At 34.1% G+C, this 25,489-nt stretch carries 24 protein-coding genes; 12 read left to right on the top strand and 12 right to left on the bottom strand.

Going from position 1 to position 25,489, the window contains the following annotated elements:
• Positions 1-26: 26 nt before the first annotated feature.
• The 7 genes from AC3Y25_RS09705 (at position 27) to AC3Y25_RS09675 (ending at position 4,842) form a co-directional block, all read left to right on the top strand.
• A complete protein-coding gene (locus AC3Y25_RS09705; RefSeq protein WP_489902603.1) occupies positions 27-500 on the top strand; it encodes a DUF1572 domain-containing protein in 474 nt (157 codons plus the stop codon).
• A 60-nt stretch (positions 501-560) separates the two neighbouring features.
• The gene (locus AC3Y25_RS09700; RefSeq protein ID WP_095931337.1) at positions 561-926 is read left to right on the top strand and encodes a hypothetical protein; all 366 of its coding nucleotides are present in this window, start codon (positions 561-563) and stop codon (positions 924-926) included.
• A gap of 242 nt (positions 927-1,168) precedes the next feature.
• On the top strand, positions 1,169-2,356 hold the full coding sequence (locus tag AC3Y25_RS09695; RefSeq protein ID WP_428237933.1) for a hypothetical protein: 1,188 nt from the start codon (positions 1,169-1,171) through the stop codon (positions 2,354-2,356).
• Positions 2,357-2,511: 155 nt separating this feature from the next.
• Entirely contained in the window at positions 2,512-2,838 is a 327-nt protein-coding gene (locus AC3Y25_RS09690; protein WP_095931335.1) for an ArsR/SmtB family transcription factor, read from the top strand.
• Positions 2,828-3,325: an SRPBCC family protein gene (locus tag AC3Y25_RS09685; protein ID WP_489902602.1), complete on the top strand. Its 498-nt coding sequence runs from the start codon at positions 2,828-2,830 to the stop codon at positions 3,323-3,325. Before AC3Y25_RS09690 ends, AC3Y25_RS09685 begins: the two co-directional genes overlap by 11 nt.
• A gap of 47 nt (positions 3,326-3,372) precedes the next feature.
• Positions 3,373-3,876, top strand: coding sequence for an SRPBCC family protein (locus tag AC3Y25_RS09680; RefSeq protein ID WP_489902601.1), 504 nt, complete (start codon positions 3,373-3,375; stop codon positions 3,874-3,876).
• 96 nt (positions 3,877-3,972) lie between these two features.
• Positions 3,973-4,842: an alpha/beta hydrolase gene (locus AC3Y25_RS09675; RefSeq protein WP_489902600.1), complete on the top strand. Its 870-nt coding sequence runs from the start codon at positions 3,973-3,975 to the stop codon at positions 4,840-4,842.
• A 51-nt stretch (positions 4,843-4,893) separates the two neighbouring features.
• On the opposite strand, the gene AC3Y25_RS09670 is transcribed toward AC3Y25_RS09675, so the two are convergent.
• The 5 genes from AC3Y25_RS09670 to AC3Y25_RS09650 form a co-directional block, all read right to left on the bottom strand.
• Entirely contained in the window at positions 4,894-5,697 is an 804-nt protein-coding gene (locus AC3Y25_RS09670) for a cytochrome c biogenesis protein (protein ID WP_489902599.1), read from the bottom strand.
• A gap of 51 nt (positions 5,698-5,748) precedes the next feature.
• The gene (locus tag AC3Y25_RS09665) at positions 5,749-6,996 is read right to left on the bottom strand and encodes a cytochrome c biogenesis ResB family protein (RefSeq protein WP_489902598.1); all 1,248 of its coding nucleotides are present in this window, start codon (positions 6,994-6,996) and stop codon (positions 5,749-5,751) included.
• A gap of 104 nt (positions 6,997-7,100) precedes the next feature.
• A complete protein-coding gene (nrfA, locus tag AC3Y25_RS09660; RefSeq protein ID WP_489902794.1) occupies positions 7,101-8,567 on the bottom strand; it encodes an ammonia-forming cytochrome c nitrite reductase in 1,467 nt (488 codons plus the stop codon).
• A 54-nt stretch (positions 8,568-8,621) separates the two neighbouring features.
• Entirely contained in the window at positions 8,622-9,239 is a 618-nt protein-coding gene (gene nrfH, locus AC3Y25_RS09655) for a cytochrome c nitrite reductase small subunit (RefSeq protein WP_489902597.1), read from the bottom strand.
• Between the two features lie 186 nt (positions 9,240-9,425).
• Complete coding sequence (locus tag AC3Y25_RS09650; protein ID WP_489902596.1) at positions 9,426-10,961, bottom strand: YifB family Mg chelatase-like AAA ATPase; 1,536 nt, start codon at positions 10,959-10,961, stop codon at positions 9,426-9,428.
• Between the two features lie 100 nt (positions 10,962-11,061).
• On the opposite strand from AC3Y25_RS09650, the gene AC3Y25_RS09645 reads away from it, so the two are divergent.
• Positions 11,062-11,562: a DUF2004 domain-containing protein gene (locus AC3Y25_RS09645; protein WP_489902595.1), complete on the top strand. Its 501-nt coding sequence runs from the start codon at positions 11,062-11,064 to the stop codon at positions 11,560-11,562.
• A 30-nt stretch (positions 11,563-11,592) separates the two neighbouring features.
• On the opposite strand, the gene AC3Y25_RS09640 is transcribed toward AC3Y25_RS09645, so the two are convergent.
• Positions 11,593-12,570, bottom strand: a complete 978-nt coding sequence (locus AC3Y25_RS09640; protein WP_489902594.1) for a Gfo/Idh/MocA family protein — start codon at positions 12,568-12,570, stop codon at positions 11,593-11,595.
• A 315-nt stretch (positions 12,571-12,885) separates the two neighbouring features.
• Between AC3Y25_RS09640 and AC3Y25_RS09635 the strand changes: the two genes are divergently transcribed.
• Positions 12,886-14,202 (top strand): ammonium transporter, encoded by a 1,317-nt coding sequence (locus tag AC3Y25_RS09635; RefSeq protein ID WP_095931329.1) that lies wholly within the window; start codon positions 12,886-12,888, stop codon positions 14,200-14,202.
• A 224-nt stretch (positions 14,203-14,426) separates the two neighbouring features.
• Here the strand turns inward: AC3Y25_RS09635 and AC3Y25_RS09630 are convergent, their stop codons facing one another.
• From AC3Y25_RS09630 to AC3Y25_RS09620, 3 genes are all read right to left on the bottom strand, one after another.
• Positions 14,427-16,508, bottom strand: coding sequence for a protein-disulfide reductase DsbD family protein (locus tag AC3Y25_RS09630; protein WP_489902593.1), 2,082 nt, complete (start codon positions 16,506-16,508; stop codon positions 14,427-14,429).
• A complete protein-coding gene (gene tilS, locus AC3Y25_RS09625; RefSeq protein ID WP_489902592.1) occupies positions 16,508-17,818 on the bottom strand; it encodes a tRNA lysidine(34) synthetase TilS in 1,311 nt (436 codons plus the stop codon). The genes AC3Y25_RS09630 and tilS overlap by 1 nt, the downstream gene beginning before the upstream one ends.
• Positions 17,819-18,087: 269 nt before the next feature.
• Positions 18,088-19,374: an anthranilate synthase component I family protein gene (locus tag AC3Y25_RS09620; RefSeq protein ID WP_489902591.1), complete on the bottom strand. Its 1,287-nt coding sequence runs from the start codon at positions 19,372-19,374 to the stop codon at positions 18,088-18,090.
• Between the two features lie 299 nt (positions 19,375-19,673).
• Here AC3Y25_RS09620 and AC3Y25_RS09615 point away from each other — a divergent pair, with 299 nt between their 5' ends.
• On the top strand, positions 19,674-20,048 hold the full coding sequence (locus tag AC3Y25_RS09615) for a DoxX family membrane protein (protein WP_095931855.1): 375 nt from the start codon (positions 19,674-19,676) through the stop codon (positions 20,046-20,048).
• A gap of 57 nt (positions 20,049-20,105) precedes the next feature.
• On the opposite strand, the gene AC3Y25_RS09610 is transcribed toward AC3Y25_RS09615, so the two are convergent.
• Positions 20,106-20,648 (bottom strand): lipocalin family protein, encoded by a 543-nt coding sequence (locus AC3Y25_RS09610; protein ID WP_379797346.1) that lies wholly within the window; start codon positions 20,646-20,648, stop codon positions 20,106-20,108.
• 179 nt (positions 20,649-20,827) lie between these two features.
• Between AC3Y25_RS09610 and AC3Y25_RS09605 the strand changes: the two genes are divergently transcribed.
• Positions 20,828-21,481, top strand: a complete 654-nt coding sequence (locus tag AC3Y25_RS09605) for a hypothetical protein (protein WP_489902590.1) — start codon at positions 20,828-20,830, stop codon at positions 21,479-21,481.
• A 58-nt stretch (positions 21,482-21,539) separates the two neighbouring features.
• Here AC3Y25_RS09605 and lpdA read toward each other — a convergent pair whose 3' ends face one another.
• Together lpdA and AC3Y25_RS09595 are read right to left on the bottom strand one after the other, a co-directional pair.
• Entirely contained in the window at positions 21,540-22,943 is a 1,404-nt protein-coding gene (gene lpdA / locus AC3Y25_RS09600) for a dihydrolipoyl dehydrogenase (RefSeq protein ID WP_489902589.1), read from the bottom strand.
• Between the two features lie 394 nt (positions 22,944-23,337).
• On the bottom strand, positions 23,338-23,796 hold the full coding sequence (locus AC3Y25_RS09595) for an Lrp/AsnC family transcriptional regulator (protein ID WP_095931859.1): 459 nt from the start codon (positions 23,794-23,796) through the stop codon (positions 23,338-23,340).
• Between the two features lie 362 nt (positions 23,797-24,158).
• On the opposite strand from AC3Y25_RS09595, the gene AC3Y25_RS09590 reads away from it, so the two are divergent.
• Positions 24,159-25,403 (top strand): aminotransferase class I/II-fold pyridoxal phosphate-dependent enzyme, encoded by a 1,245-nt coding sequence (locus tag AC3Y25_RS09590; RefSeq protein ID WP_489902588.1) that lies wholly within the window; start codon positions 24,159-24,161, stop codon positions 25,401-25,403.
• The last annotated feature ends 86 nt before the right edge of the window (positions 25,404-25,489 follow it).

Genomic DNA, 25,489 nt, shown 5'->3' with positions numbered 1-25,489 from the left:
AAATATAAACTCCTAAATTATTGAATATGAAAAGTACAGTAGAAATTGCCAATCGTTTTAGAGAAGTCATTTTAAACGGAACTTGGATTGCGAACACCAATTTTAAAGATCAGCTTGAAAACCTGGATTGGAAAATTGCAGTTAGTCCCATTCAGAACTTAAATACAATTGCGGTTTTGGCGCAGCATATTCATTACTACATAAACGGAATCAATCAGGTTTTTAAAGGCGGAACATTAGATATAAAAGACAAATTTAGTTTTGATTTTGCGCCAATTCATTCTCAAGAACAATGGACTTCTTTTCTAACTCGATTCTGGAATGATGCTGAAGAATTTGCGTCTTTAGTACAACAAATGCCAGACGAAAAACTGGATGAAGGTTTTGTAGAAGTCCAGTACGGAACCTATAAAAGAAATATCGAAGCTATGATTGAACATAGTTATTATCATTTAGGGCAAATTGTTTTGATTAAAAAACAGCTTAACAACTTAACGTAAAATTTTCTTTCAAATCATTAAAAGTCATTAAATTAGAGTTCAACTTTAAAAATTTAAAAAATGAAAAAATTAATCTTAGCATTTCTGTTTTTAATTGGCTTATCTGCATCAGCGCAAACTTCTAAAGAACTTATTGGAAAATGGCAATTGGTAAAATGGACTAAAAACGGGAAAGAAAAAAGCATTGAAAAACGTTTTAAAACAGATCAGGTTTTTCAGGTTTTTAAAGAAAATGGCGATTTTGAAAGCGTTATTGGCGAAGAATCGCACAAAGCAAAATGGAAATTATCTAAAGACAATTCTCAATTGACCATTGTTTCTGTTATTCTGCCAGTTGTGTTTACGATAAATTCTTTTGACAGTCAGAAACGTGTTATAACCAATCCTGAAGTGGGTACTTTTGAATATAAAAAAGTGGAAGAATAAGTTAGTTTTTTCTTGTTTCCTCTGAAAAACAAAAGCGGTAATCTAGCCCCGATGGAAGCGGTATCTCCCGATTTAGAAAAACAAGGCTATTTCAGCCGTAGTTTTTGTTAATCGGGAATTTAGCGGACAGCGGGAGTAAACGTTCTTATGAAAATAGCTTTTTCTGCTCCTTAAATAAATTAGAAAAAGGCATAGTTGTTAAAAGTTAAATAAAATATATTTGCAACTTCAAAAGACACACTATGCAAAAAATTACTTTTCTCGTTTCTATATTGTTTTTAGCCCTTTCTTCTTGTGGGGTAAAAACAACACAATCAATGCTTAGCGACGGAAATTACGACGGCGCCATTGATCGCGCTGTTGAAGCGCTTCGCACCAAAAAAGATTCAAAAGGAAAACAAGATTATGTTTATCTGTTGGAAGAAGCCTTTGCAAAAGCCAAAGACCGCGATTTGCGTAATCTAGAAATGCTGAATAAAGAAAATAATCCAGCAAATGCTGAACGTATCTATAATACTTATGTACAGCTAAATAACCGTCAGGAAAAAATTAGACCAATTCTGCCTTTGCCTTTATTAAAGCTGGGACGAAATGCAAATTTTCCGTTTGATAATTATTCGAATGAGATTGTAAACAGCAAAAATGCACTTTCAAAATATTTATATGAAAACGCATCTACTCTTTTAAAATCAAATAACAAATTGGATTTTAGAAAAGCGTATGACGATTTTGCCTATTTGGAAAGCATTAATCCTGGCTACAAAAATACCAAAAAATTGATGGACGATGCTCAGTTTAAAGGAACTGATTTTGTGGATGTTTACGCCAAAAATGAAACCGAAATGGTGATTCCGAAAATGCTTCAGGAAGATTTATTGGATTTTAAAACCTACGGATTAAACGATAAATGGACGGTTTATCATAGCACAAGACAAAAAAATGTGTCGTATGATTATAGTTTGATTCTTAATTTCAGACAAATCGCGATTTCGCCAGAACAAATTAAAGAGAAAGAATTTGTTAAAGAAAGACAAGTTAAAGATGGCGTAAAAACGCTTTTGGACAACCGCGGAAGACCTGTAAAGGACAGTTTAGGTAAAGAAATTAAAGTGGATAATTATAAAACACTTCGTGCAACGGTTTATGAATTCAGACAATTTAAGTCTTGTTTGGTAACAGCAAAAGTGGATTATGTAGATTTAAAAAGCAATCAGCTAGTCCAGACTTTCCCGATAAGCAGCGAATATGTTTTTGAAAATGTGTATTCGACTTACAAAGGGAACAGAAACGCTTGCGATGATAATTATTTAGGGTATTTTGATAAACGCGCTATTGCTTTTCCGAACAACGAACAGATGGTGTATGATACAGGTGAAGACCTAAAAGCCAAGCTAAAAGACATCATTGTAAAGAATAAATTTAGAAGATAATTATATAACATGATTATATAGAAAAAGGTGCATTTTTGATGCGCCTTTTTCTTTTTGCTTTAAACTTTTTCAATAAAAAAATGTCTTTTTGAATTGTGCAACCAAAAAGTTGCGTATATTTGCAACTGATTAGTTGCGAATAAATATTCAAAAAAATGAAAAGAGATATTTTTCAAGCTATTGCCGATCCGACAAGAAGAGCAATATTGGTTTTGATTTCCTCAACTGCATTAACGCCAAATGCTATTGCAGAGCAGTTTCAAACTACAAGACAAGCGGTTTCTAAACACATTAAAATATTGAATGAATGTGATTTATTGGAAGAAAAGAAATTGGGCAGAGAAATTTATTATCAGCTCAAAATTGATAAAATGAAAGAAATTGATCAATGGCTGGAGCAATTTAAGGCAATTTGGGAACAGCGTTTTAGTCAATTGGATCAAGTATTACTTAACTTAAAATCTAAAGAAAATGAAGACTGATTTATTAATGAATTTTTCTGTAGACAAGGAAAATAAAAGGGTAAATGTAAAACGCGAATTCGATGCGCCATTGTCGAATGTTTGGTCTGCATGGACAGAACCTGAAATTCTTGATTTATGGTGGGCGCCAGCTCCGTTTAAATCTAAAACCAAAAATATGGAGTTTAAAGAAGGCGGTAGAAGATTATATGCCATGGTTGGTCCCGACGGTGCTGAGCGCTGGAGTTATTTTGAATATTCTTCAATTTCTCCTAAAACAAACTTTAAACATTCTGCTACTTTTTCTGATGCCGAAGGAAATCCGAATTCTGAATTTGGAAGTTCGTTTTGGGATATTACTTTTTCTGAACAGGGAACTTCTACAATTGTTGACATTGTGATAAAACGTGACAGTTTTGAAGAACTGCAAAAAATAATTGAAATGGGCTTTAAAGAAGGATTTACTTCTGCAATGCAAGGTTTGGACAAAATCTTAGCAGAAAAATAAAGTCAATTCAGCCGAATTATTATTAACGAATTAAAAATCTAAAGAAAATGAAATCAAATCTTTTAATGAATTTTACTGTTGATAAGGAAACTAAGACTGTCAATGTAAAACGTGAATTTAATGCTTCGCTTCCTCAAGTTTGGTCTGCTTGGACTGAACCTCAGATTCTAGATTTGTGGTGGGCACCAGCACCGTGGAAATCGGAAACAAAAAGTATGGAATTTAAAGAAGGCGGACGCAGATTGTATGCAATGGTTGGACCAGAAGGCGAAAAGCATTGGGCCATTGCAGATTTTACTTCAATTAGTCCGAAAACTAATTTTAAATATTTAGATGCTTTTAGCGATAGCGAAGGAAATTTAAACAAAGAATTTCCACGTTCTGACTGGGATGTGACTTTTTCTGAAAAAGACGGTTCTACTTTTGTAGATGTTGTTATTAAACATGAAAAACTATCTGATTTGGAAATGATTATCCAAATGGGCTTCAAAGAAGGTTTTACTATTGCAATGGAAGGTTTGGATGCTATTTTTGCAGAAAAAGCAAAATAATTATCCAATTACACAAAAAAGGCCAAAACAAAAGAAGAATTTACTGATATTAAAATTGTAATTTCGTTTTACATAAACATTTTTACTTTACTATCAATGAACAAATTTTTTGCTCTGGCCTTTTTGCTTTTTTCTTCTACTTTAGCATTCAGCCAAAAGAATAAAACTAAAACCATAGAAACTTCAAAGCCTTTTGTTTTAGGCGTTATCGACGAAATTCAATCGAAAGAATTAAACGAAAAAAGAATTCTAAACATTTATCTTCCGGAAGGCTATAATCCAACTGAAGCTACAAAATATCCTGTAATTTATTTACTTGACGGTTCTGCCGACGAAGATTTTATTCATATTTCTGGATTGGTGCAGTTTAATAGTTTTGAATGGATCAATCAAGTTCCAAAATCAATAGTTGTAGGAATTGCAACAGTTGACAGAAGACGCGATTTTACTTTTCCTACTACTGTTGAAAATGATAAAACTCGTTTTCCTACAACTGGCCATTCGGATCAGTTTATTGCTTTTATCGAAAAAGAACTACAACCTTTTATTGAAAAAAAATACAAGACAAATGATTCTAAAACCATTATAGGCCAATCTCTTGGCGGATTATTAGGCACTGAAATTCTGCTTAAAAAACCAGCTCTTTTTAATAAATACGTTATTGTAAGTCCGAGTTTATGGTGGAACAATGGTTCTTTGCTCGATTTGGATGCTGAAATGCTGAAAGAAAATTTTAAACAGTCAATCGAAATTTATATTGCTGTCGGCAAAGAAGGATTAGCTCCAACAGCAATTCCGCATGTTATGGAAGTTGACGCCAATTTACTGGCAGAAAAATTAAAAGCATCCAAAAGCAAAAATGTAAAAACGTACTTCGATTATTTCCCCGAAGAAAACCACGGATCGATTCTGCATACAGCTGTTTTTAATTCTTTCAAATTCTTTTATCCGAAGAATAAACAATAGAAAAGAAAAAAGAGCAGAAATTTATTGTAGAATTTCTGCTCTTTTTTCTTTTTAGGTATTAGAATAGGTATGCACGCTTTGTGCTGCAGACGGCATATAATTTACCCCAAACCAGCAAAGCAGTAATACAACAAATGCCAGCGCTAAGGATATTAAAACTGGTTTTATACTGTTTGGATATCGGTAACGCATGTGTATATAAATTAAATACCCTAGCCAAGTCAGCATTGCCCAAGTTTCTTTAGGATCCCAAGTCCAGTAATGTCCCCACGCCTCTTTTGCCCATAATGCGCCAAACAATAAACCCAACGAAAGAAAACCAAATCCAACATACACTAAATTATTAGCCAACTGCAATATGGTGTCTTTGTAATTTCCTCTATAATATTCGAATAGTCCATAACAAGCCACAATTGAAGATGCTGCAAGTAAAGCATACGAAAAGATGTAAACTAAAACATGAGGCACAAACCATATACTCTGCAAGGCAGGCATTAAAGCCTTATTATAAGTATCTGGATTGCAGTAATTAATAACTAAAAACATCGCGGCCATTGCCAAACTGTAATTCAAGAGCCATTTATATTTCCATCTTAAATAGGTGATTATTCCAATTACAGGCAGGAAAAGCGCGTACCAAAGTCTGGTTTCGCCCAGTGTACGCATGGGCGGACGGCCTAAATTCTGCCATAAATTAAAGGTAAATACGGCCATAGATAAAGTTCCCAGTGTTGCAAAGAACAACATGAGAAATGATTTATCACGAGTACCTTTTAGTACTTGAAAAAGTATACACACCAACCAGCAAACAATTGCTGCTATGGCGTAATTAGAAAAATAGATCCAGTAATTCATTTAAAATCTTTATTTAAATATCAACATTCATTTTAAGGAATAACTTTGGGGTTAAACCACAGTTCCTCTTCCTTTAAATATCAAATAAACAGCGCCAATGATCATCATGAAAATTCCAGAGTAAACAACCGAAAGCCAAGGATCTCTGACCAATTCTATAACGCTCAGCTTAGACCATTTTCCGTATTTTTCATCATAACTCAGCTGATACACTTTCCATCCGTCAACCTTATAAGGTTTATTAACTTCAATTACCGTTTTGTCGTTCTTGCCGTCTTTTACAAACACATTTACATGAGAACTGTATTTTTTTGCTTCGGGCTGCAACATTACAATTGCTTCTTTATCATTCAGTTGCAAATAAGAATATTGCGTTGCAAAACTTCCGCAGCTAATCCATGCGGTAGTATCTATAACAGCCGATTTAACTTCGATTAAAGCAGATGGCGTCGCTCCTTCTTCATTGACATGAAAATAGCCATTGCCTGTAAATTTGCTATTTTCTATATAATCAACCACTTTAATTTTATAGCCTTTATAATCATAGCTATCACCTTTAGCAATCATTCTAAGAGCATTAACTCCTTTGGTTTCAATATTATTATTTTTTATGTCTGCAAATGCCAATTTTGGTGCAAAAGTTTCCATATCAAAACTAGTAAGCTCAAAGGCTAACGGCATTGGTATCATAACTCCCTTTTCGGTTTCTGCTCCCCATACCAATTGATTTTCATACAATTTCATGGTGTAGCGTTGTAAATCTCCGCTTCCTAAAATTCCTGCGATCATTGCAATAAAAAGACCTAGATGATTCAATACAAATCCCCAATTTTTCCATTGCCAAGGCGTCATTCTGTTAAGCGTTGCAAGACCAAGTGTAGTAAGAAAATACAATTGTGCTATTAAAAAAGGCCAGCTGTTTAAAACAAATGAAAATCCAAATGCGTCAGGTTCTAATCCTTCAACAAAATTTTGCTGTGGAAGCGTTCCCATTATAACTGCCTGGATTAAAACCAAAGCAATCGCACTAACCGATGCAGGAACAGATCTTAACCATTTTACCCACGGATGTGATCTACTGGTAAAATGAAGCAAAAGCAACATTGCAATAAAAACCCCTCCAATTATATAATTTACAGGAGCACTTACTGCTTTAATGTTGGTTCTTGTTGCAATCTGCAATAAATATCCTGTAATCAGTAGTCCTATGGCAATGATAAAAGATTCTTTATAATCCCAGGGGTAATGCCAAAGCTTCTTTTTATGAAGTTTATTTTTTTCTAAATTAAATATTCCCATTCTTGTTTCGAATTTGAAAGATATAATCTGAAAAGGGGTTCTCACAAATCATTCAAAATTTGTTCGAACCCTTTTCAAGATTATTTACTATAGTTTAGCTATGTTTATTTTTTCTTTGCTTCTTCAAGCCATTTTGGTAAAACTGTTTTTTTAAATTCAGCTTTATTAGCTTTTTCTTTGGCTATATCCAAACCAATGAATTTCTGTGCTTTTTCTTTAGTTGAAATATCAGGATATTGTACCGGAGTAGTTTGTCCTAATGATGCCAATACTTTACTCAAATCAATTCTTGCTTCAGCCGCTTTGTTTAATCCATTTGTGATTACACGTGCAGTTTCAAGTGGTGCGTGGAACGATCCTCCGTGAGATGCCGCTGTAAAATCCCAACGCCACTGTGCCTGACGAATTAATTTAAGCGCACCTTTCATTTGCGCATCAGTTGCTCCTTTATCCCATGCTAATTTTGCTTCTAAATGTGCTTTTACCAATTGATTTTCAAGTTCAATACGTATTTGCTGAATCTTATCTTGACGCTCATTTACATTGGCAACCAGTTTTTTCTCTTCTTCACGGTGACAAACCTGACAAGAATTGGCTACATTATTAAGTGGCGATTGAATTTTGTGATCGGTAAACTTTTGTCCTCCTTCGCTTTTATACGGCATGTGACAATCTGCACAAGAAACATCTCTTTGTCCATGAATACCCATTTGATGAATTTCATAATCTGGGTGCTGAGCCTTAATAATTGGTGCTTTACTTAATGCATGCGTAAAATCTGAGAATTCTATATCATCATAATATTTCTCCATATCCTCTACGGTCATACCATTTTTCCAAGGAAATTTCACTCGTGCCGCTCCTTCTACTGTTTTCTTATCAAAATAGTATTCTACGTGGCATTGTGCACAAACAAGCGAACGCATTTCATTATGTGTTGCTTTGGTAATATCTTTTCCTTGCTCTTTATAAGCCTCTATTAAAGCAGGACGTGTAATTTTTAGATTCATTGTTTTAGAATCATGACAATCTGCACAACCAATAGGGTTCACAATTTCAGGCACCAAAGATGCCCAGGTTTGTTTGTAAAATTCATCTATGCCTAATTTGTCCATCATACGAGGAACATCCGGAGACTTACAAACCCAGCAGCTTGATGGCTGTGGACCATCTTGAGGACTTTTTGGCGCTCCCGTTCTTAAGGTATTGTAAATATCTTCTAAAGCATAGAAGTGCCCTCTTCCTTGATTGTAATCTTTAGCAAAAGCATAACCTGCCCATAATATTACCATTCTTGGATCATCATGAAGCATATCTCTCATCTTACTACCACCGTATTTACTAACAAAAGTAGTATCGGATGTTTCATAATAAGTTTGAAACTCACGAGGATAATTAGCTCCCCATACTTCATTTTTTGATTCAAATTCTCCTACAGGTGCTAATACCTTATTTACAAACAAGGCTTCTGTACGTCTCTCCATTACACTGTTAACCAATAAGCCTAGCATAAACACAACCAGCATTGTAATGCCAAACATGACCCATCCTAACCACGGTTTGTTTTTTATAATTTCTTTTAGTGGTGCCATAATTATATCTTTTTAATTATATCTATTTTTATTTTATTTGGTTTGATTTGTATTTTCTTTTTTTGCAGCAATACTATCGGTCTGCTTTTGAAGCCATGCTGGAACAGACGATTCCAACAGTGGAACCTGAGCATTGGGCACAGATGATAAACTGTTAACTTTTCCATGCGGTACTTCTCTATGACAATCCCAGCATAATTTTCCTTCTCCATGCTGTTTAGTTTCAAGTGTAACTCCCAGCGTGCTAACATTGGAGTTAAGATCACCATGACAACGCTGGCAATTTTTTTGTACTACATCTGTTCCCGCCTCTTTAATATGTATTACTTGAGGCTCTGCTCGCAATGTAAAAATTGTAGCATGATAGATTCCGTCTTTTGCTTTAAAGAAGTATTTGTTTAGTGCATTATTGTGTGGTACATGGCAATCATTACAAGTTGTAACCCGTGCATGCGAACTATGTTGCCATGTTGCGTAAAAAGGAGTCATTACGTGGCAGTTAACACATGTTTTTGGATCGTCTGAAAGATAGGACACCGCATTTGAGACATACAGTAAGTAGGCAAACAAGCCTGTCCCTATTCCAATTGCCATTATAACAAAGGGTACCCATTTACGAGGTGGCAATAAATAATTTAAAATCTTTATCATAACATTCCCTTATTTTTATTTCAAACTTATAAGAAAATTTTTCGGTTTTACATGATATTTATCAGATTACAAATTTTATACTGCTTTTTTTATTAATTTCTAAATAAAACAATCATTTTAAACATTCGAATAGGGCAATTCTTTTTTAAGATCTAAAGTGTTTGATAGAAATGAAGTCCATTTTTTTTACCCTAGCCACCCTTCTCTATCCAAACTTCTATATTGAATTGCTTCGGCAATATGCGATGAAACAATATTTTCTGAATGATCTAAATCGGCAATGGTTCTCGAAACTTTCAAAATTCGGTCGTAAGCTCTAGCAGATAAGTTCAATCTTTCCATGGCTGTTTTCAGTAATTCTTTTGAAGCTTCATCTAAAACACAATATTCACGAATCAATTTACTGCTCATTTGCGCATTGTAATGAACATTTTCTACCGTTTCAAATCGTTTCGTTTGAATTTCTCTCGCTGCTGTAACTCGTTTGCGAATTTCTACACTGCTTTCAGATTTTCGCTCATCTGATAATTTCTCAAACGGAACTGGAGTAACTTCTATATGAATATCAATTCTATCTAATAATGGCCCAGAAATCTTACTCATATAACGTTGCATTTCGTGCGGTGAAGAAGTATTGGGCATACTTGGATCATTAAAGAATCCGCTCGGACTTGGATTCATACTTGCCACTAGCATAAAAGATGACGGATAGGTTATAGTAAATTTTGCGCGCGAAATTGTTACCTCACGATCTTCTAACGGCTGGCGCATCACTTCTAAAACATCTCTTTTGAATTCTGGCAATTCATCCAAAAATAAAACACCATTATGAGCCATCGATATTTCTCCTGGCTGCGGGTAACTTCCGCCTCCAACCAAAGCGACATTAGAAATCGTATGATGCGGACTTCTAAAAGGTCTCTGATTCATCAATCCGACTTCTTTTAATTTTCCCGCAACACTATGAATTTTGGTAGTTTCCAATGCTTCACGCAAAGTCATTGGCGGTAAAATACTCGGAACACGTTTGGCCAGCATCGTTTTTCCTGCTCCTGGCGGGCCAATCAAAATGATGTTATGTCCACCAGCCGCTGCAATTTCCATACAGCGTTTAATGCTTTCTTGTCCGCGGACATCTGAAAAATCATGTTCAGGAAAATCGAGTGTTTTATAAAATTCCGCTCTTGTATCTATAACTGTGGGTTCGAGTGTTCCTTTTCCTGCGAAGAAATCAATTATTTCTTTTAGATTTTCAACTCCATAGACATCTAAGCCTGCTACAATAGCTGCTTCTTTTACATTCTGAATTGGGAGAAAAAAGCCTTTATAACCTTCCTCTTTGGCTTTGATTGCAATGGGTAACGCTCCGCGAATAGGCTGTAAACTTCCATCTAGAGAAAGTTCACCCATAATAATATAGCGTTCAATTTCTGGCGCTTTTATCTGGTCTGAGCCAACCAAAATTCCCATTGCCAATGTCAAATCGTATGAAGAACCTTCTTTTCGAAGATCAGCAGGCGCCATATTGACCGTAATTTTCTTTCCCGGAAAACTAAATCCGTTATTCTTTAAAGCAGCCGCAATTCTAAAACTGCTTTCTTTTATAGCATTATCTGGAAGTCCAACTAAATGATAACCAATTCCTTTATCCATATGAACCTCAACTGTAATCGTTGTGGCTTCAACTCCAAAAACGGCACTTCCGTAAACTTTTACTAACATAAATAAATTCTTATAAAAAGTAAAAGTATTTAATTATGTAGAAAAAAACATTATTTTTGTAAATATTTTATTACTTTTTTAAAATTTAAACAACATTGCAATGAAAAATTTTTCATTTATCCACTTTGGAGAAATTGATATTAATAATCTTGAAGAATATTATGATATAAGTATTGAATTAAATTCTGAAGAAGTTAAAATAGACCTAAATTTCTCCGAAAATACTATAGACCTTGATACAACAAGTATAATTAATAATTTTATTTCTAATATTGATAAGTATAATCTTGAAAATGAAATTAAAATTGAAAAAGATTATGATAACTCGGGGGACACTACAGTTAAAGATTACCTAGAATATCATGTTGAAGAATTAGATAAAAATGTATTATCAAAATTTATTGATTTCGACAATAAAACCGTTGATCCTGAAAAGCAATTGCTTAAAAAATTAAAATTAGTAAGAGTAGGTTTATATCCCCATAAAGGAGATGTAAGCGCAGTATTTGATTATACTATTGATAGGGAAATTACAGATGAACTAATTGTAGTAAATACTGACAAAAATAATGTTCTTGACAATATCACTTGGGAAAGCTAGATAGAAATTAAGTAATAATAAAAAATCGGATTAAGAAAAACTTAATCCGATTTGATTTTTAATATCTTCCACAATTACACTCAAATCCAAACTATTCTGATGCGACCAAAGTTTGCTCTCAATTTCATTATTGAGAATACAATTTTGACATTCGATTATTTCATGAGAATATCCTTTTCCTAAAGCTGGTAAAGTAAATGTGGCTTCTTTTTCTTCATTTATATATAAAGAATAGCCATCGGCAACAAACCACGGAGCGTTTAATTCTATTCGACCTTTTGTTCCTGAAATAACGGCTTTCATATCAGATTCAGAAACTATAGAAGCATGCAAAACCGATTGAGCTGTTTCGTATTGTAAAACCATCGAAGTCTGTAGATCAATATCATTTTTATGTTTGATCGCTTTAGCAGCAATCTCTTTTGGATATCCTAACAGTATATAAGACAGAAACAAAGGGTAAACTCCAATATCAAATAAAGCTCCTCCTCCTAGTTCTTTATCAAAGAGTCTTTTATTTTCTGTTTCACTTCCGTGAAAGGCAAAATCGGCTTTTATGTAATTTATGTCTCCAATTATTCCCTTGCCTATTTTCTCAAGAACATCTTGAACGGAGGGAATAAATCTTGTCCAGAATGCTTCCATAAAAAACCTATTGTATTTTTTAGAAGCATCTATTATTCTTTGCGTGTCTTTAAAAGATAAAGACATTGGCTTTTCGCAAAGCACATGTTTACCACTTTCTAAAGCTTTTATAGATAATTCGGCGTGTGAATTATGAGGAGTTGCAATGTAGACGATTTCAACTTCTGAATCTTCAAAAAGTAAATCATAAGAATTGTACATTCTTAGAGCATTAAATTTTCCTCCAAATTCCTCCGCTTTAGCTAAATCTCTTGAAGCAACTGCCTTAAGCTCAGCATTTTCTATCAATACTAAATCTGATGCAAATTGGTTTGCAATGTTTCCTAATCCTACTATTCCCCATTTAATACTTCTATTTCCCATCCTTATATTATAATCATCAAAATTGTTAAAAAGATTAAAAAATATCCATTACAGCATCCAACAGACGTTTTTTAAACAACAAATATCTATTATCCTACAAAAAATAGCAATCAATTACCCCAAAAATTATCAAAAATGATGGTAAGTGAAAAAAAAATGTTGCCAAATTGTAAATTTTAAGTTTGTTTTAAGAAATTCACGCAAAATGAAAGGGGTTAAATTTTAAATTTAACAAAAATAAAGCATACAACCCTATTTTTTTAGGGGGTATCAAATCATTTTATACTTTTATAAAAAATTTAAAACTAAATAACTATGCGAAAAATTATTTTAAGTGTGATTCTTATCACGATTTTGGTACTAACCTTTATTTCAAACTTTATTATTGCAGACAACCCAATTCCTGCAGAAGCTGTAAAATTTGATACTGGAGATACTGCCTGGATGATCGTTGCAACTGCTTTTGTATTGTTAATGACACCTGGATTAGGATTTTTCTACGGAGGTATGGTAGGTAAGAAAAACGTAATCAGTACTATGCTTCAAAGTTTTATGGCAATGGTAATTGTTACTATTCTATGGACAGTTGTTGCTTTTGGATTGGCTTTCGGACCAACAATTGGAGGAATTATCGGAAACCCGTCTGAGAATTTGTTCTTTGCTGGAGTTGGAACTAATACAGCATGGAGCCTTGCACCAACGATTCCATTTATATTATTCGCATTATTTCAGGCAAAATTCGCTATCATTACTCCTGCATTAATTACAGGTGCTTTTGCAGAACGTGTACGTTTCTGGGCTTATTTGCTATTCATGGTTTTATTTATATTATTAATATATGCTCCACTTGCTCACATGACTTGGCATCCTGATGGAGTTTTCTTCAAAATGGGAGTTCTTGACTTCGCTGGAGGAACTGTAGTACACATGAGTGCTGGATGGGCTGCATTGGCTGGAGCTATGTTCTTAGGAAAAAGAAAAGTGCAAAAAGTTAATCCTGCTAGAATTACTTATGTATTATTAGGAACAGGTTTACTTTGGTTTGGATGGTTTGGTTTCAACGCTGGATCTGCTTTAGGAGCTAATGGTCTTGCTGCTCAAGCTCTAGGAACAACTACTGTTGCTGCTGCCGCTGCTGCAATGGCTTGGGTTTTCCTTGATAAAATTTTAGGACACAAATTATCTGCTCTTGGAGCTTGTATCGGAGCTGTTGTAGGTTTAGTTGCTATTACACCTGCTGCTGGATTTGTTAGCATCCCTCACGCAATCTTCATCGGATTATTCTCTGCAATTGTAAGTAACATCGTAGTAAGCAAATTCCCTAAAGGAAAAATCGACGATGCTCTAGATGTATTTGCTTGTCACGGTGTTGGTGGTATGGTAGGAATGCTTTTAACTGGTGTTTTCGCATCAAAAGCAATCAACCCTGCGGTTGGAGATAATCAAGGTTTAATCTTCGGAACTCCAACTTTATTCATCAATCAATTGACTGCTTTAGTTATTGTTTCAATCTTTGCTTTTGTAGCTTCTTATGCTTTATTCTTCATCGTAAATAAAATTACTCCTCTAAGAGTTACTGAAGAAAAAGAAGAACTAGGATTAGACATCTCTCAACACGGAGAATTCTTATAAGAATAAATTCCCTTCTCACATTACTTGATAAATAAAAAAGCACTCTAAATTTGACTTAGAGTGCTTTTTGTTTTTGAATTAAATACCTTTTATATTTTAGATTGTAGATTGCAGATTGTAGATTGTAGATTTTAGAATATAGATCATAGAATATAGGTTTTTGACTTCTCTCAGTTCTAATCTCTTTACTCTATTCTCTATATTCTATTCTCTTTTCTCTTTAATTACTTAAAATTCGAAATTCCTTCTTTCAACCAATTTAAATATTCATCTGCGCTTACATAACTTATTGTTGGTTTAGAAGTATTCATATTCTTTCCTTCCAAATCGGTAATAACATATAAAGGCTGTGTATTCGTTTTATATTTTGAGATCATAAAATCGGTCCATTTATCGCCAACAGTAATAATTTTATCTCCTGATGCAGTTGTAAATTGCTCTTCTTTTGGCAGTTCACGTTTATCGTCAACGTAAAGAGAAATTAAAACCACATCATTTTTAAGAATTGGTAAAATTGCTGGTTCTGACCAAACATTATTTTCCATTTTTCTGCAATTTACACAAGCATAGCCTGTAAAATCAAGCATAATTGGCTTATTGATTTCTTTTGCATAAGCCAAACCATCTTCATAATCATGGAAAACCATAATTCCGTGTGGACCCAATTCAGCTCCCTCTGGAAGCCCTTTAATAGATTCTGAAGAAACTGCTCCGTTTCCTGAACCTCCAACTCCAAACGGACTTTCGCTATATTGCGGCGGTGGCGGGAATGCGCTGATTAATTTTAAAGGTGCTCCCCAAAGCCCAGGAATTAAATACATGGTAAAAACAAATGTCAGTAATCCTAAATACAATCTTCCAACAGAAATATGATTCGTTGGACTATCGTGAGGCAAGGTAATTTTTCCAAATAAATATAATGTCATTGCTCCAAAAATAGCAATCCAGATCGCAATAAACACTTCTCTTTCTAAGAAATGCAATTGTAAAACTAAATCGGCATTTGATAAAAATTTGAATGCCAAAGCCAATTCTAAAAACCCTAAAACTACTTTTACAGTATTTAACCATCCACCAGATTTTGGCAAAGAATTTAACCATCCTGGGAACATCGCAAATAACATAAACGGAAGCGCTAATGCTAAAGAGAATCCAAGCATTCCGACAATTGGTGCAATTCCTCCATTTGAAGCTGCTTCAACCAATAAAGTTCCAACAATCGGCCCTGTACAAGAAAATGATACAATCGCCAAAGCCAAAGCCATGAATAATATTCCGATTAAACCGCCTTTATCTGCTTGCTGATCTGCTTTATTTGCCCATGAATTTGGAAGCATGATTTCGAAAGCACCCAAAAATGAAGTAGCAAAAACAACTAAGATTACAAAGAAAATCAAGTTAAACCAAACATCTGTAGACAAAGCATTTAAGGCATCAGCACCAAATATTTTAGTTACAATAAGACCTAAAATTACGTAAATAGCAATGATTGATAATCCGTAGATAATTGCATTTCTAATTCCTTTTGCACGGCTTTTACTTTGTTTTGTAAAGAAACTTACCGTCATCGGGATCATTGGGAAAACACAAGGAGTTAACAATGCTGCAAATCCTGATAAAAAGGCAATAAAAAAGATAGACCACAAACTTCTTGAAGGCGCTGGTGCAGGAATTTCTTCTTTTTCAGCTTCAGCTATTTTCTCCACTTTTGGCTGTGTAGCTTCTTCTTTTTTAACGGTATCAATTGCTAGTCCCACTACTTTTGTTTCATCAGCTTTAACTTCTGACACAACTGGAACTTCATCCATTTTGAAAGTTGAAGGAACAGCAATCGAGAATTTCTTACTCGAATTGATGCAAACTTCTTTACAAACCTGAAAATCAAAATCTACATCAACCGTTTTTAAATTCGGGTTTATGATTTTTATTTCCTGCTCAATGTGTGCTTTTCCTTCAAAAAAAGTTTCATCTACGCCAAAAACATCGTTAAAAGCTGTTCTAGTTTTACCTTCTTTTGCTTTTCCAACTAATTCGTAGTTTCCTTTTTGATTTTTAAAAGTTATTTCTAAAGCCAAAGGTCCGCCGTCTGGAGTAAACTGCGAATACATATGCCAGTCTTTTTCGATTGTTCCATCAAAAATCAAAACGGCATTGTTTCCTTTTTTCTCAATTTTAGAAGTCCATTTTACCGGCTCCAATATTTGCGCATTACCTTTTGCAAAAGCAAAGAAAAATACGAAAAGTAAAATGGTTTTAGTCCAAACATTTTTTGACAAATTTGTCTGAAGATTTCGAGTAAAGTTCATTATTGTAATTCTATTTTTAGTATTTGATTTGTGGTTTTCTCTATTTTAAAACGCTCGTCTTGTCTTATTCCAACAACCCAGACTATTTCATTTTCAGAACATAAAATCCAAGTTTTTTCTTTTTCGATCAATGATAATTTTTCGTCTTTAAAAAGCTTGCTCACTTTTTTAGATTTTCCTCTCATTCCGAAAGGCTGAAAAACATCTCCTTCTTTCCATTTACGCAAAACTAATGGGAAACGGATTTTATTGGAATCGACAAATATAACCTTATTTGAACCGAATGTTGTGTGATCTACGTTACAAAGACTCATTTTTAAGGGAAAATTAACTTCTGTATCGTTTTCACTAATTTCATATTCTTCGTTTTCTGGCATTTCAGAAAACGGACTTAAAATAAGTGTTTCTCTGTTTTTTAGCAATCTAAATTCCTCCGAAAGAACTTGTTTCCCTGATTGCCCTTCAACCAAATCATAAATATCATTCCAGGCAGAAAAACCAAATTCATTTAGCCATTGGTAGAGATACGCTTTATAATTTGGAAGTTTTTTTAACTGATTTAAATCAAAATGAATATCGTCTCCCGCTTCTTTTGCCACCTGCTGATACACCATAATCGATGCATCTTCAACCATTTCTTTTGATTCTTGAAGAAAGGACTGGGTCTTCTGAAAAGCATCTAGAAAATTAGGATTGATCTCTTTTAAAACCGGAACTAAATTATGACGAATCTTATTTCTGAGATATTTTGTTGAAGCATTACTGCTGTCTTCTCGCCATTCTATTTTATTCTCCTCTGCATATCTCAGAATTTCTTCTCTGGAAAAAGGCAAAAGCGGACGAATGATTTTATCGTTTTGTTCTGGAATTCCAGTTAAACCTTCTAAACCTGTTCCGCGAGTTAGGTTAATAATAAAAGTTTCTAGATTATCATCGGCATGATGTGCTGTCAGGATATAATCGAAGTTTTCTTCTTCCAAAAGTTCATAAAACCAGCTGTAACGAAGTTCTCTTGCTGCAACTTGGGTTGATAATTTATAATCTTTAGCGAAAGCTTCAGTATCAAAATGAGTGGTAAAAATCGGGATATTATTTTGACCGCAATAGTTCTTAATAAATTCCTGATCTCCAAAACTTTCCAGTCCGCGAAGTTGAAAATTGCAATGCAAAACTGCAATTTCATAAGGCAGTTTATTTAACAAGTGTAACAAAACCATACTGTCTAATCCGCCGCTTACAGCCAGAAAAAGCTTTTTTTCGGCTAAAAAAGGAAATCTTGAAACGATATGATTTTGAAATTTTGAAAACATCTGATAAAAGTAAAGAATTAAATTTGATCTATTTTTAAACGAAATGTTAAGCGTTGTTTTTTTCTGCCACGACTCGAGCGACAGCGAACAGGCGAAGCAATTCACGAATTATTTTTGACGCAGATTGAGCAGATATTTTTTTTGCCACAGATTAAAAGATTTTCACAGATTTTATTTATCTAATTTTCAAAATTAAGTCTGCCTAAATCTGCAAAATCTGCGTGAAAGAAAAAATCATTTTTAATCCTTTAATCTGTGGCGAAAAAAAATTATTGCAAAACTTCGTGCATTGCTTTTGCCTTTAGCAAACATTCTTCATATTCTTTTTCTGGAATTGAAAGCGATGTTATAGCGCTTCCAACCGAGAAAGAAACATATTTATTTTCCTCATTGTAAAAAATACTTCTAATTACGACATTAAAATCAAAATCGCCTTCAGGTGTAAAATAACCAACCGCCCCACTATACAATCCTCTTTTGGTTTCTTCAAGATTTTCGACAATTTCCATCACCGAAATCTTTGGAGCGCCCGTCATACTTCCCATCGGGAAAGTCGTCTTCAAAACATCTACTGCCGAATATTGCGGATCTAATTTGGAAGTGATCGTAGAAATCATCTGATGCACTTGCAAAAACGAATAAATTCCGCAAAGCTCCTCGACTTCAACGGAACCCTTTTGCGAGGTATGCGACAAATCATTTCGCACTAAATCGGTTATCATGATATTTTCAGCCCGCTCTTTGGCATCTGAAACTAAAACACTCTTTGATTTTTCGTCTTCAATTGGATCTGCAAAACGCTTAGAAGTTCCTTTTATGGGTTGAGAAATGATCTTATCTCCTTCTTTTTTCAAGTAGCGTTCTGGTGAAGCAGAAAGCAAATAGTGTTTGTAATTTTTAAAGAAAACTGAAAAAGGAGCTTGTGAAATCTCATTCAACTTCTGAAATTTTTCTAACGGATTTATAACGGCATTTTCAGCATAAAATTCCATACAGAAATTGGCTTCGTACATATCACCAACATGAATATGTTCCAGCATTTTATTTACTTTCTGAACATATAATTCTTTAGAAATACGTTGCTTCACTTCGACTCCGCTCAGTGTGACAAATGTTTCGGTCTGAACTTTTATTATTTCCTCAAAATCCTCTTCTACCTCATCATCGCAAAGCATTAAATATTGAATTTCAAGTTCATTTTCTTTCAGAATATAAACTTTTTTAGGCTGAAAGAAAAACAAGTCGGGAAAGTTCAAACCATCAAAATTATTGGATTGAAGATTTTCAATACCATTCTTTAAATCATAAGAAAGGTATCCAAAAAGCCAGTCTTTTGTATTTTGCTGATATTGTTTTAGATCTTCAAAAGCATTGTAATAATCTGTTTTTAAAGAAGTAAAAGCATCTACTGCCAATATGCAGTCAAAATTAGAATACTGCTGCGGATAAGAATTGCTGTCTAAAAAAACGACTTCGCGAAATTGCTGCGCCCAACTTAAAATCTGTTCTTTAAACAGTTTCGGATTGGCAATATTTTTACGGATGGAAACTCTCAAAAATGGTAATTTTAAAGGTCAAAATTACGACAAAATTCTTTCATGAGCGGAAAGCAAAAAAAATAATGAAATGATTTGAATTACACTGTAAAACTGTTAAAAATACATTCTTTTTATAAGAAAAAATTCGTTATATTTGATATACAATTAGAATAATCCTAAAACAGCATTAATTTAATTGCAAAATCCTTAAAATAGAACCTCAAAAAAAATAATTTGCGATTCTCATTTGAGCTTTTAGATTGCATCTTTTCCAATAACTTAATTATATTTTTTAACCTTAAAAAATCCTAAGTATTATGAAAATTGCCACTATTATTGTCCGCGTTTTAATTGGCCTTTTGCTACTTTTTGCCTCTATCAGTTATTTTTTCCATCTAATGCCAGAGCCTGAAACTACAGGAAACTTCAAAGCATTTAATGTCGGTTTAATGGCTTCGACGTATTTAATGCCACTGGCAAAATCTATTGAATTACTTTGTGGAATTGCATTTGTAACTGGGCGTTACGTAACTTTAGCAAACATCTTGATCTTACCAATTACGGTAAATATTTTGTTTATCAATTATTTTTTAACTCCAGATGGTCTGCCAATTGCAGTGCTTCTATTTATAGGAAATTTATTTTTGATTTACAGATACTGGGATAATTATAAAAGTGTTTTTACTGCCTAAATCATTTTTCGACCAAAAACAAAAAGCCCGTCAAGTTTATACCTGATGGGCTTTTGTTTAATTCGCTTTATCCTGTTTTACCCAAACCAAATCGGTTACGTTATATCCAATTTCCTGAGCTTTAATAAGATAATCTGCTTTTACACTTTCTGGAATTGTTTTTTCTCTAGAAAGTATCCACATGTATTTTAAACTTTCTCCAGCCACAAGCGCGTATTTATAATCTGGATCGATTGCTACGACGTTGTAACCAGAATAAAAAGGACCAAAAAATGAGACTTTCAGCATACCAATATTGTCTTTTTTGACAAATCTAGCTTTCCCGACACTTTGTTCCCATTTGTCTTTTTTGACATTATAGCCCTTATTATCGACTTTTATAGTTTTATCTTCGTTTAAAGAATATTCGGCAGTTACGTTATCCAAATCCCTCTCCCATTTGTAATCTAATCTGGCAATTTCGTACCATTTTCCGAGATATTTATTGCTGTCAAAGTTTGTTACAGCCTGTGCATTTTTTGGAATTCCGCTTCCACAAGAGTACAATGCGATTCCAATTCCTGCTCCAATTAGAATCGGAGCGATATATTTACTTTTCATAATACTATCTTTTTAATAATCATAAAGATAACACCTGAAATACACATCTAATTTACAAAATTTTTCTTCAAGTTTATATTTTTAAGCAGCAAAAAAATAAGGGATTTTGAAAATTTCGATAAAGTTTTTACAACTTGAGTTACAAACCATTAAATTTGACACACAATAATAACTCAAAAATGAGAATCCATCTATTACTATTTTTTATTTTATTTTCTCTTACTAGCCAATCTCAAACTATACAAACAATAGATTCTTTAAATAACGAAATATGCCAGTCATTGGCTGAAAACAAAATTTTAAATAATGAAATAAGACTGCATAGCATTAATAAATCTCATGTCATACCTTTTTTGGCAAAATTTAAAGATACTATCGCACAGCGAAAAGCTTTTGAAAAAATGATTTATCGCCTTCAAAAAAACTGTAACGAATTTAATGCGCTTTTCCCTAAAGATTCTATACAAAATGACTGGGGAATGCAAAACGAAAAGCCTATAGGTCATGTATCTAAGGAACAATGCAATACTTTTGACGAAAGCAAAAAATTTCACTACTGGGAAGAAAGAGGAAAAAAAGTCGAGGTAACTATAAATGGAAATCTTTGGATAGAAAAATTCGGCGATAATACTTTCTCGAAGTTGTTGTATAGAAAAAGAGGCAATTGCGAATTTGAACTTGAGTTTATTGAAAGCAATAATTTGTCAAGAGAAAACCTAAGTGTAAAGGGCGATAAATATCGATACAAAATTTATGATGAAGAAGAAAACATTTACAGCGTTTACTCCAAAAACAAAGAAACCTATTATACTTTCAAATTAATAAAAGAATAAAAAAACCGTCAGAATCCATTTGGAACTGACGGTTTTTCTTTTATGATTAACGTAAAAATTATACGTGTAACGCTCTATTTTCTGTAGCTGCCAAAGCTGCTTCTTTTACCGCTTCCGCGAAAGTTGGGTGTGCATGGCTCATTCTAGAAATATCTTCAGCAGAAGCTTTGAATTCCATTGCCGTAACCGCTTCAGCAATTAAATCTGCTGTACGAGCTCCAATCATGTGAACTCCTAAAACCTCATCTGTTTTCTCATCAGCCAAGATTTTTACGAATCCGTCTAAGTCAGCACTTGCTCTTGCACGTCCTAAAGCTTTGAATGGGAAACTTCCAGATTTATAAGCAATTCCAGCCGCTTTCAATTGCTCTTCAGTTTGTCCAACTGCAGCAACCTCTGGCCAAGTGTAAACTACACCCGGAATTAAGTTGTAATCGATATGTGGTTTTTGACCTGCTAAAATTTCAGCAACCATTACTCCTTCTTCTTCCGCTTTGTGCGCTAACATTGCTCCACGAACAACGTCACCAATTGCGTAGATATTTGGAACACTAGTTTGTAAATGATCGTTTACTTCAACTTGTCCTCTGTCTGAAATTTTCACTCCAGCTTTGTCAGCGTTTAATCCGTCTGTGTAAGGACGACGACCAACAGAAACTAATGAATAATCTCCTTCAAGAGTAATCGTTTCTCCTTTTGCATTTTCAGCTTGAACTACAACAGCATCGCCGTTTCTTTCTACTGATTTTACTTTGTGAGAAACGTAGAATTTCATTCCTTGTTTTTTCAACACTTTAGTCAATTCTTTAGAAAGAGCTCCGTCCATTCCAGGAATAATTCTGTCCATAAATTCAACTACAGAAACCTGGGCTCCTAAACGAAGGTAAACTTGTCCAAGCTCGATTCCGATAACTCCACCACCAATAATAACTAAGTGTTTTGGAACTTCTTTTAAAGCTAAAGCTTCAGTAGAAGTAATAATTCTTTCTTTATCAATTTTGATGAATGGTAAAGAAGATGGTTTTGATCCTGTAGCAATTACAGTATATTTTGCTTCGATAGTTTCTGATGTTCCGTCAGCTTTTGCAACTGCAATGTGAGTTGCGTCTACGAAAGAACCTAAACCATTGAAAACAGTTATTTTATTTTTATCCATTAAGTAGTTGATACCACCTACAGTTTGATCTACAACGGCTTGTTTGCGCGCGATCATTTTCTCTAAATTGATTTTTACATCTCCAGAAACTTCGATTCCGTGATCTGCGAAATGAGCAATTTCAGCATAATGATGAGAAGAAGATAATAATGCTTTTGAAGGAATACAACCTACGTTAAGGCAAGTTCCGCCTAATGAATTATATTTTTCTACAATTGCAGTTTTGAAACCTAATTGTGCGCAACGAATTGCTGATACATATCCTCCAGGACCTGAACCTATAATGACTACGTCAAATGAACTCATAGTATTTTGTTTTTATTTTAGCGGTTACAAAATTAAGCAATAAAGTTCTGTTTGAGGTTTAATTTTCAATGTTTTTTGTGTGAAATTTTGGGATTAGTTTTACCGCAAAGAGCGCTAAGAATTACGCAAAGGTTCGCAAAGTTTTGTTTTTTTTTAATCTCGCAAAGACGCAGAGTTGCAAAGTTTTTGAGTTAAGATTGAATAGCGTCCAGCTTTAGCTGGATGAGAAATATTGCCAAAATGAAAGGGCTTTAGCCAAATCTGTATCAGTTTGGCTAAAGCCCTCCTCTATTCTTAATATAAAACCTCCAGCTAAAGCTGGAGGCAATTCAATAAAAAACTTTGCGACTCTGCGTCTTTGCGAGATTATAAAAAACCTTAGAATCTTAGTATCTTAGAACGAAATTACCGTTGAGTTCTTCACTTCACTAATCATAAACATACTTTGGGTGCTTCCAATATGCTGTAAACTTGTGAGTTTTGTAACCAAAAATTCCCTGTAGGCTTCCATATCTTTCACTAGAACTTTCAAAATATAATCGTAATCGCCGCTTACGTGATGGCATTCTAAAACTTCATTGAGTTTGATGACTTCGCTTTCGAATTTGGTTAGGAATTCTTTGGTGTGCTGAATGAGTTTTAGGTGACAGAAAACTACAAACCCTTTCTCAATTTTGGATTTATCGACTAAGGCGACGTAGTTTTTAATTACTCCTTCGCGTTCTAATTTTTTAATTCTTTCATATACCGCTGTAACAGAAAGATCCAGTTTTAAGGATAATTCTTTGGTTGTTTTTTTACTGTCGGTTTGAAGCAAAACCAGAAGTTTTTTATCTGTAGCGTCTAAAGTCATTTTTGTTTGTTTTTAGAAGATGAAAGAAAATCTATTGATTGGGTTTTATTAATTCAAATTTAGATTAAAAATCATTAAAAAATACTTTTTATAGTTTTAAAATCTAATTATTCATTTCATGGTTGATTAATTTTCTTATTAGATCTTATTTTGGATGGAATTTCTTTTGAAAACGAGAGTCCTAGCCCTGATAGAAGCGGCATCCTTTTGTGCCGGGGTTCGGCACAAAAGATATAGCGGATAGCAGGAAATAGCTTCTAAAAATCAACATAAGGCTCAAACAACTTGAAACTTGAAACTTGACCCAAGGCTGAAAGCCGAACGGGCGAAGCAAACAAATAAAAACTTGAAATTAACTAAAAATGAAAAACTTCAACCCAGCAGATAAAATTCAGGATTTGCAATATTTTGGGGAATTTGGCGGTGTGAATCCGTCGATTTCTGATTCTTCTACTTATACTTTTCTTTCGGCTAAAACTATGTTTGATACTTTCGAGGGAAACATGGAAGGCTGTTACTTGTATTCGCGCCATTCATCGCCAAGTAATTTGTATTTGGATCAGGCTTTGGCAGCGATGGAAGGAACGGAAACAGCAAATGTTTCGGCTTCGGGAATGGGAGCTATTACGCCTACTCTATTGCAATTATGCGGTGCAGGCGATCACATCGTTTCGAGCCGAACTATTTATGGCGGCACTTATGCTTTCTTAAAAAACTTTACACCAAGATTCGGGATTGAAACAAGCTTTGTTGACATTACAAAACTGGATGTTGTAGAAGCTGCAATTACATTGAAAACCAAAGTTTTGTATTGCGAAACGGTTAGTAATCCACTTCTGGAAGTTGCTGATATTGCTGGATTGGCTAAAATTGCCAAAAAGCACAATTTGAAATTGGTGGTTGACAATACATTTTCGCCATTATCGGTTTCTCCTGCAAAATTGGGCGCCGATATTGTAATTCATAGTTTGACGAAATACATTAACGGAAGCAGTGATACCGTTGGCGGTGTTACTTGTGCGTCTAAAGAATTTATTAATTCGTTGAAGAATGTAAATTCTGGCGCAAGTATGCTTTTAGGGCCAACAATGGATAGTTTGCGTTCTGCAAGTGTGATGAAAAATTTGAGAACACTTCATATTAGAATTAAACAGCATAGTCATAATGCACATTATTTGGCGGATCAGTTTGAAAAAGACGGTTTAAAAACGGTTTATCCGGGATTGAAAAGTCACCCGAGTCATGAATTGTACAAAACGATGATTAATCCCGAATATGGTTTTGGCGGAATGCTAACGATTGATGTTGGAACTTTGGAAAAAGCCAATGAATTAATGGAATTGATGCAGGAACGAAACCTTGGGTATTTAGCAGTAAGTTTAGGTTTTTATAAAACGTTATTCAGCGCACCGGGAACTTCGACTTCTAGTGAAATTCCGTTAGAAGAGCAGAAAGAAATGGGATTAACAGATGGTTTGATTCGCTTTTCTATTGGATTGGATAATGATATTCAACGTACTTACGAAATGATGAAAGCTTGTATGGTTGAGCTTGGGATTTTAAATTCTGCAAAGACCAACAAAGAGGTTTTCGCAGAGATACGTTAAAACTTTTCTCTCGCAGATTTGGCTGATTATGCCGATTTATTAATAGGGTTATAAAAAGGAGCTGTTAATCTGCAAAATCTGCGCGA

Source organism: Flavobacterium sp. LK-23 (assembly GCF_058135255.1).
Note: the sequence above shows the minus strand (reverse complement) of the source record. Positions and strands in the feature narration are given on the sequence as shown.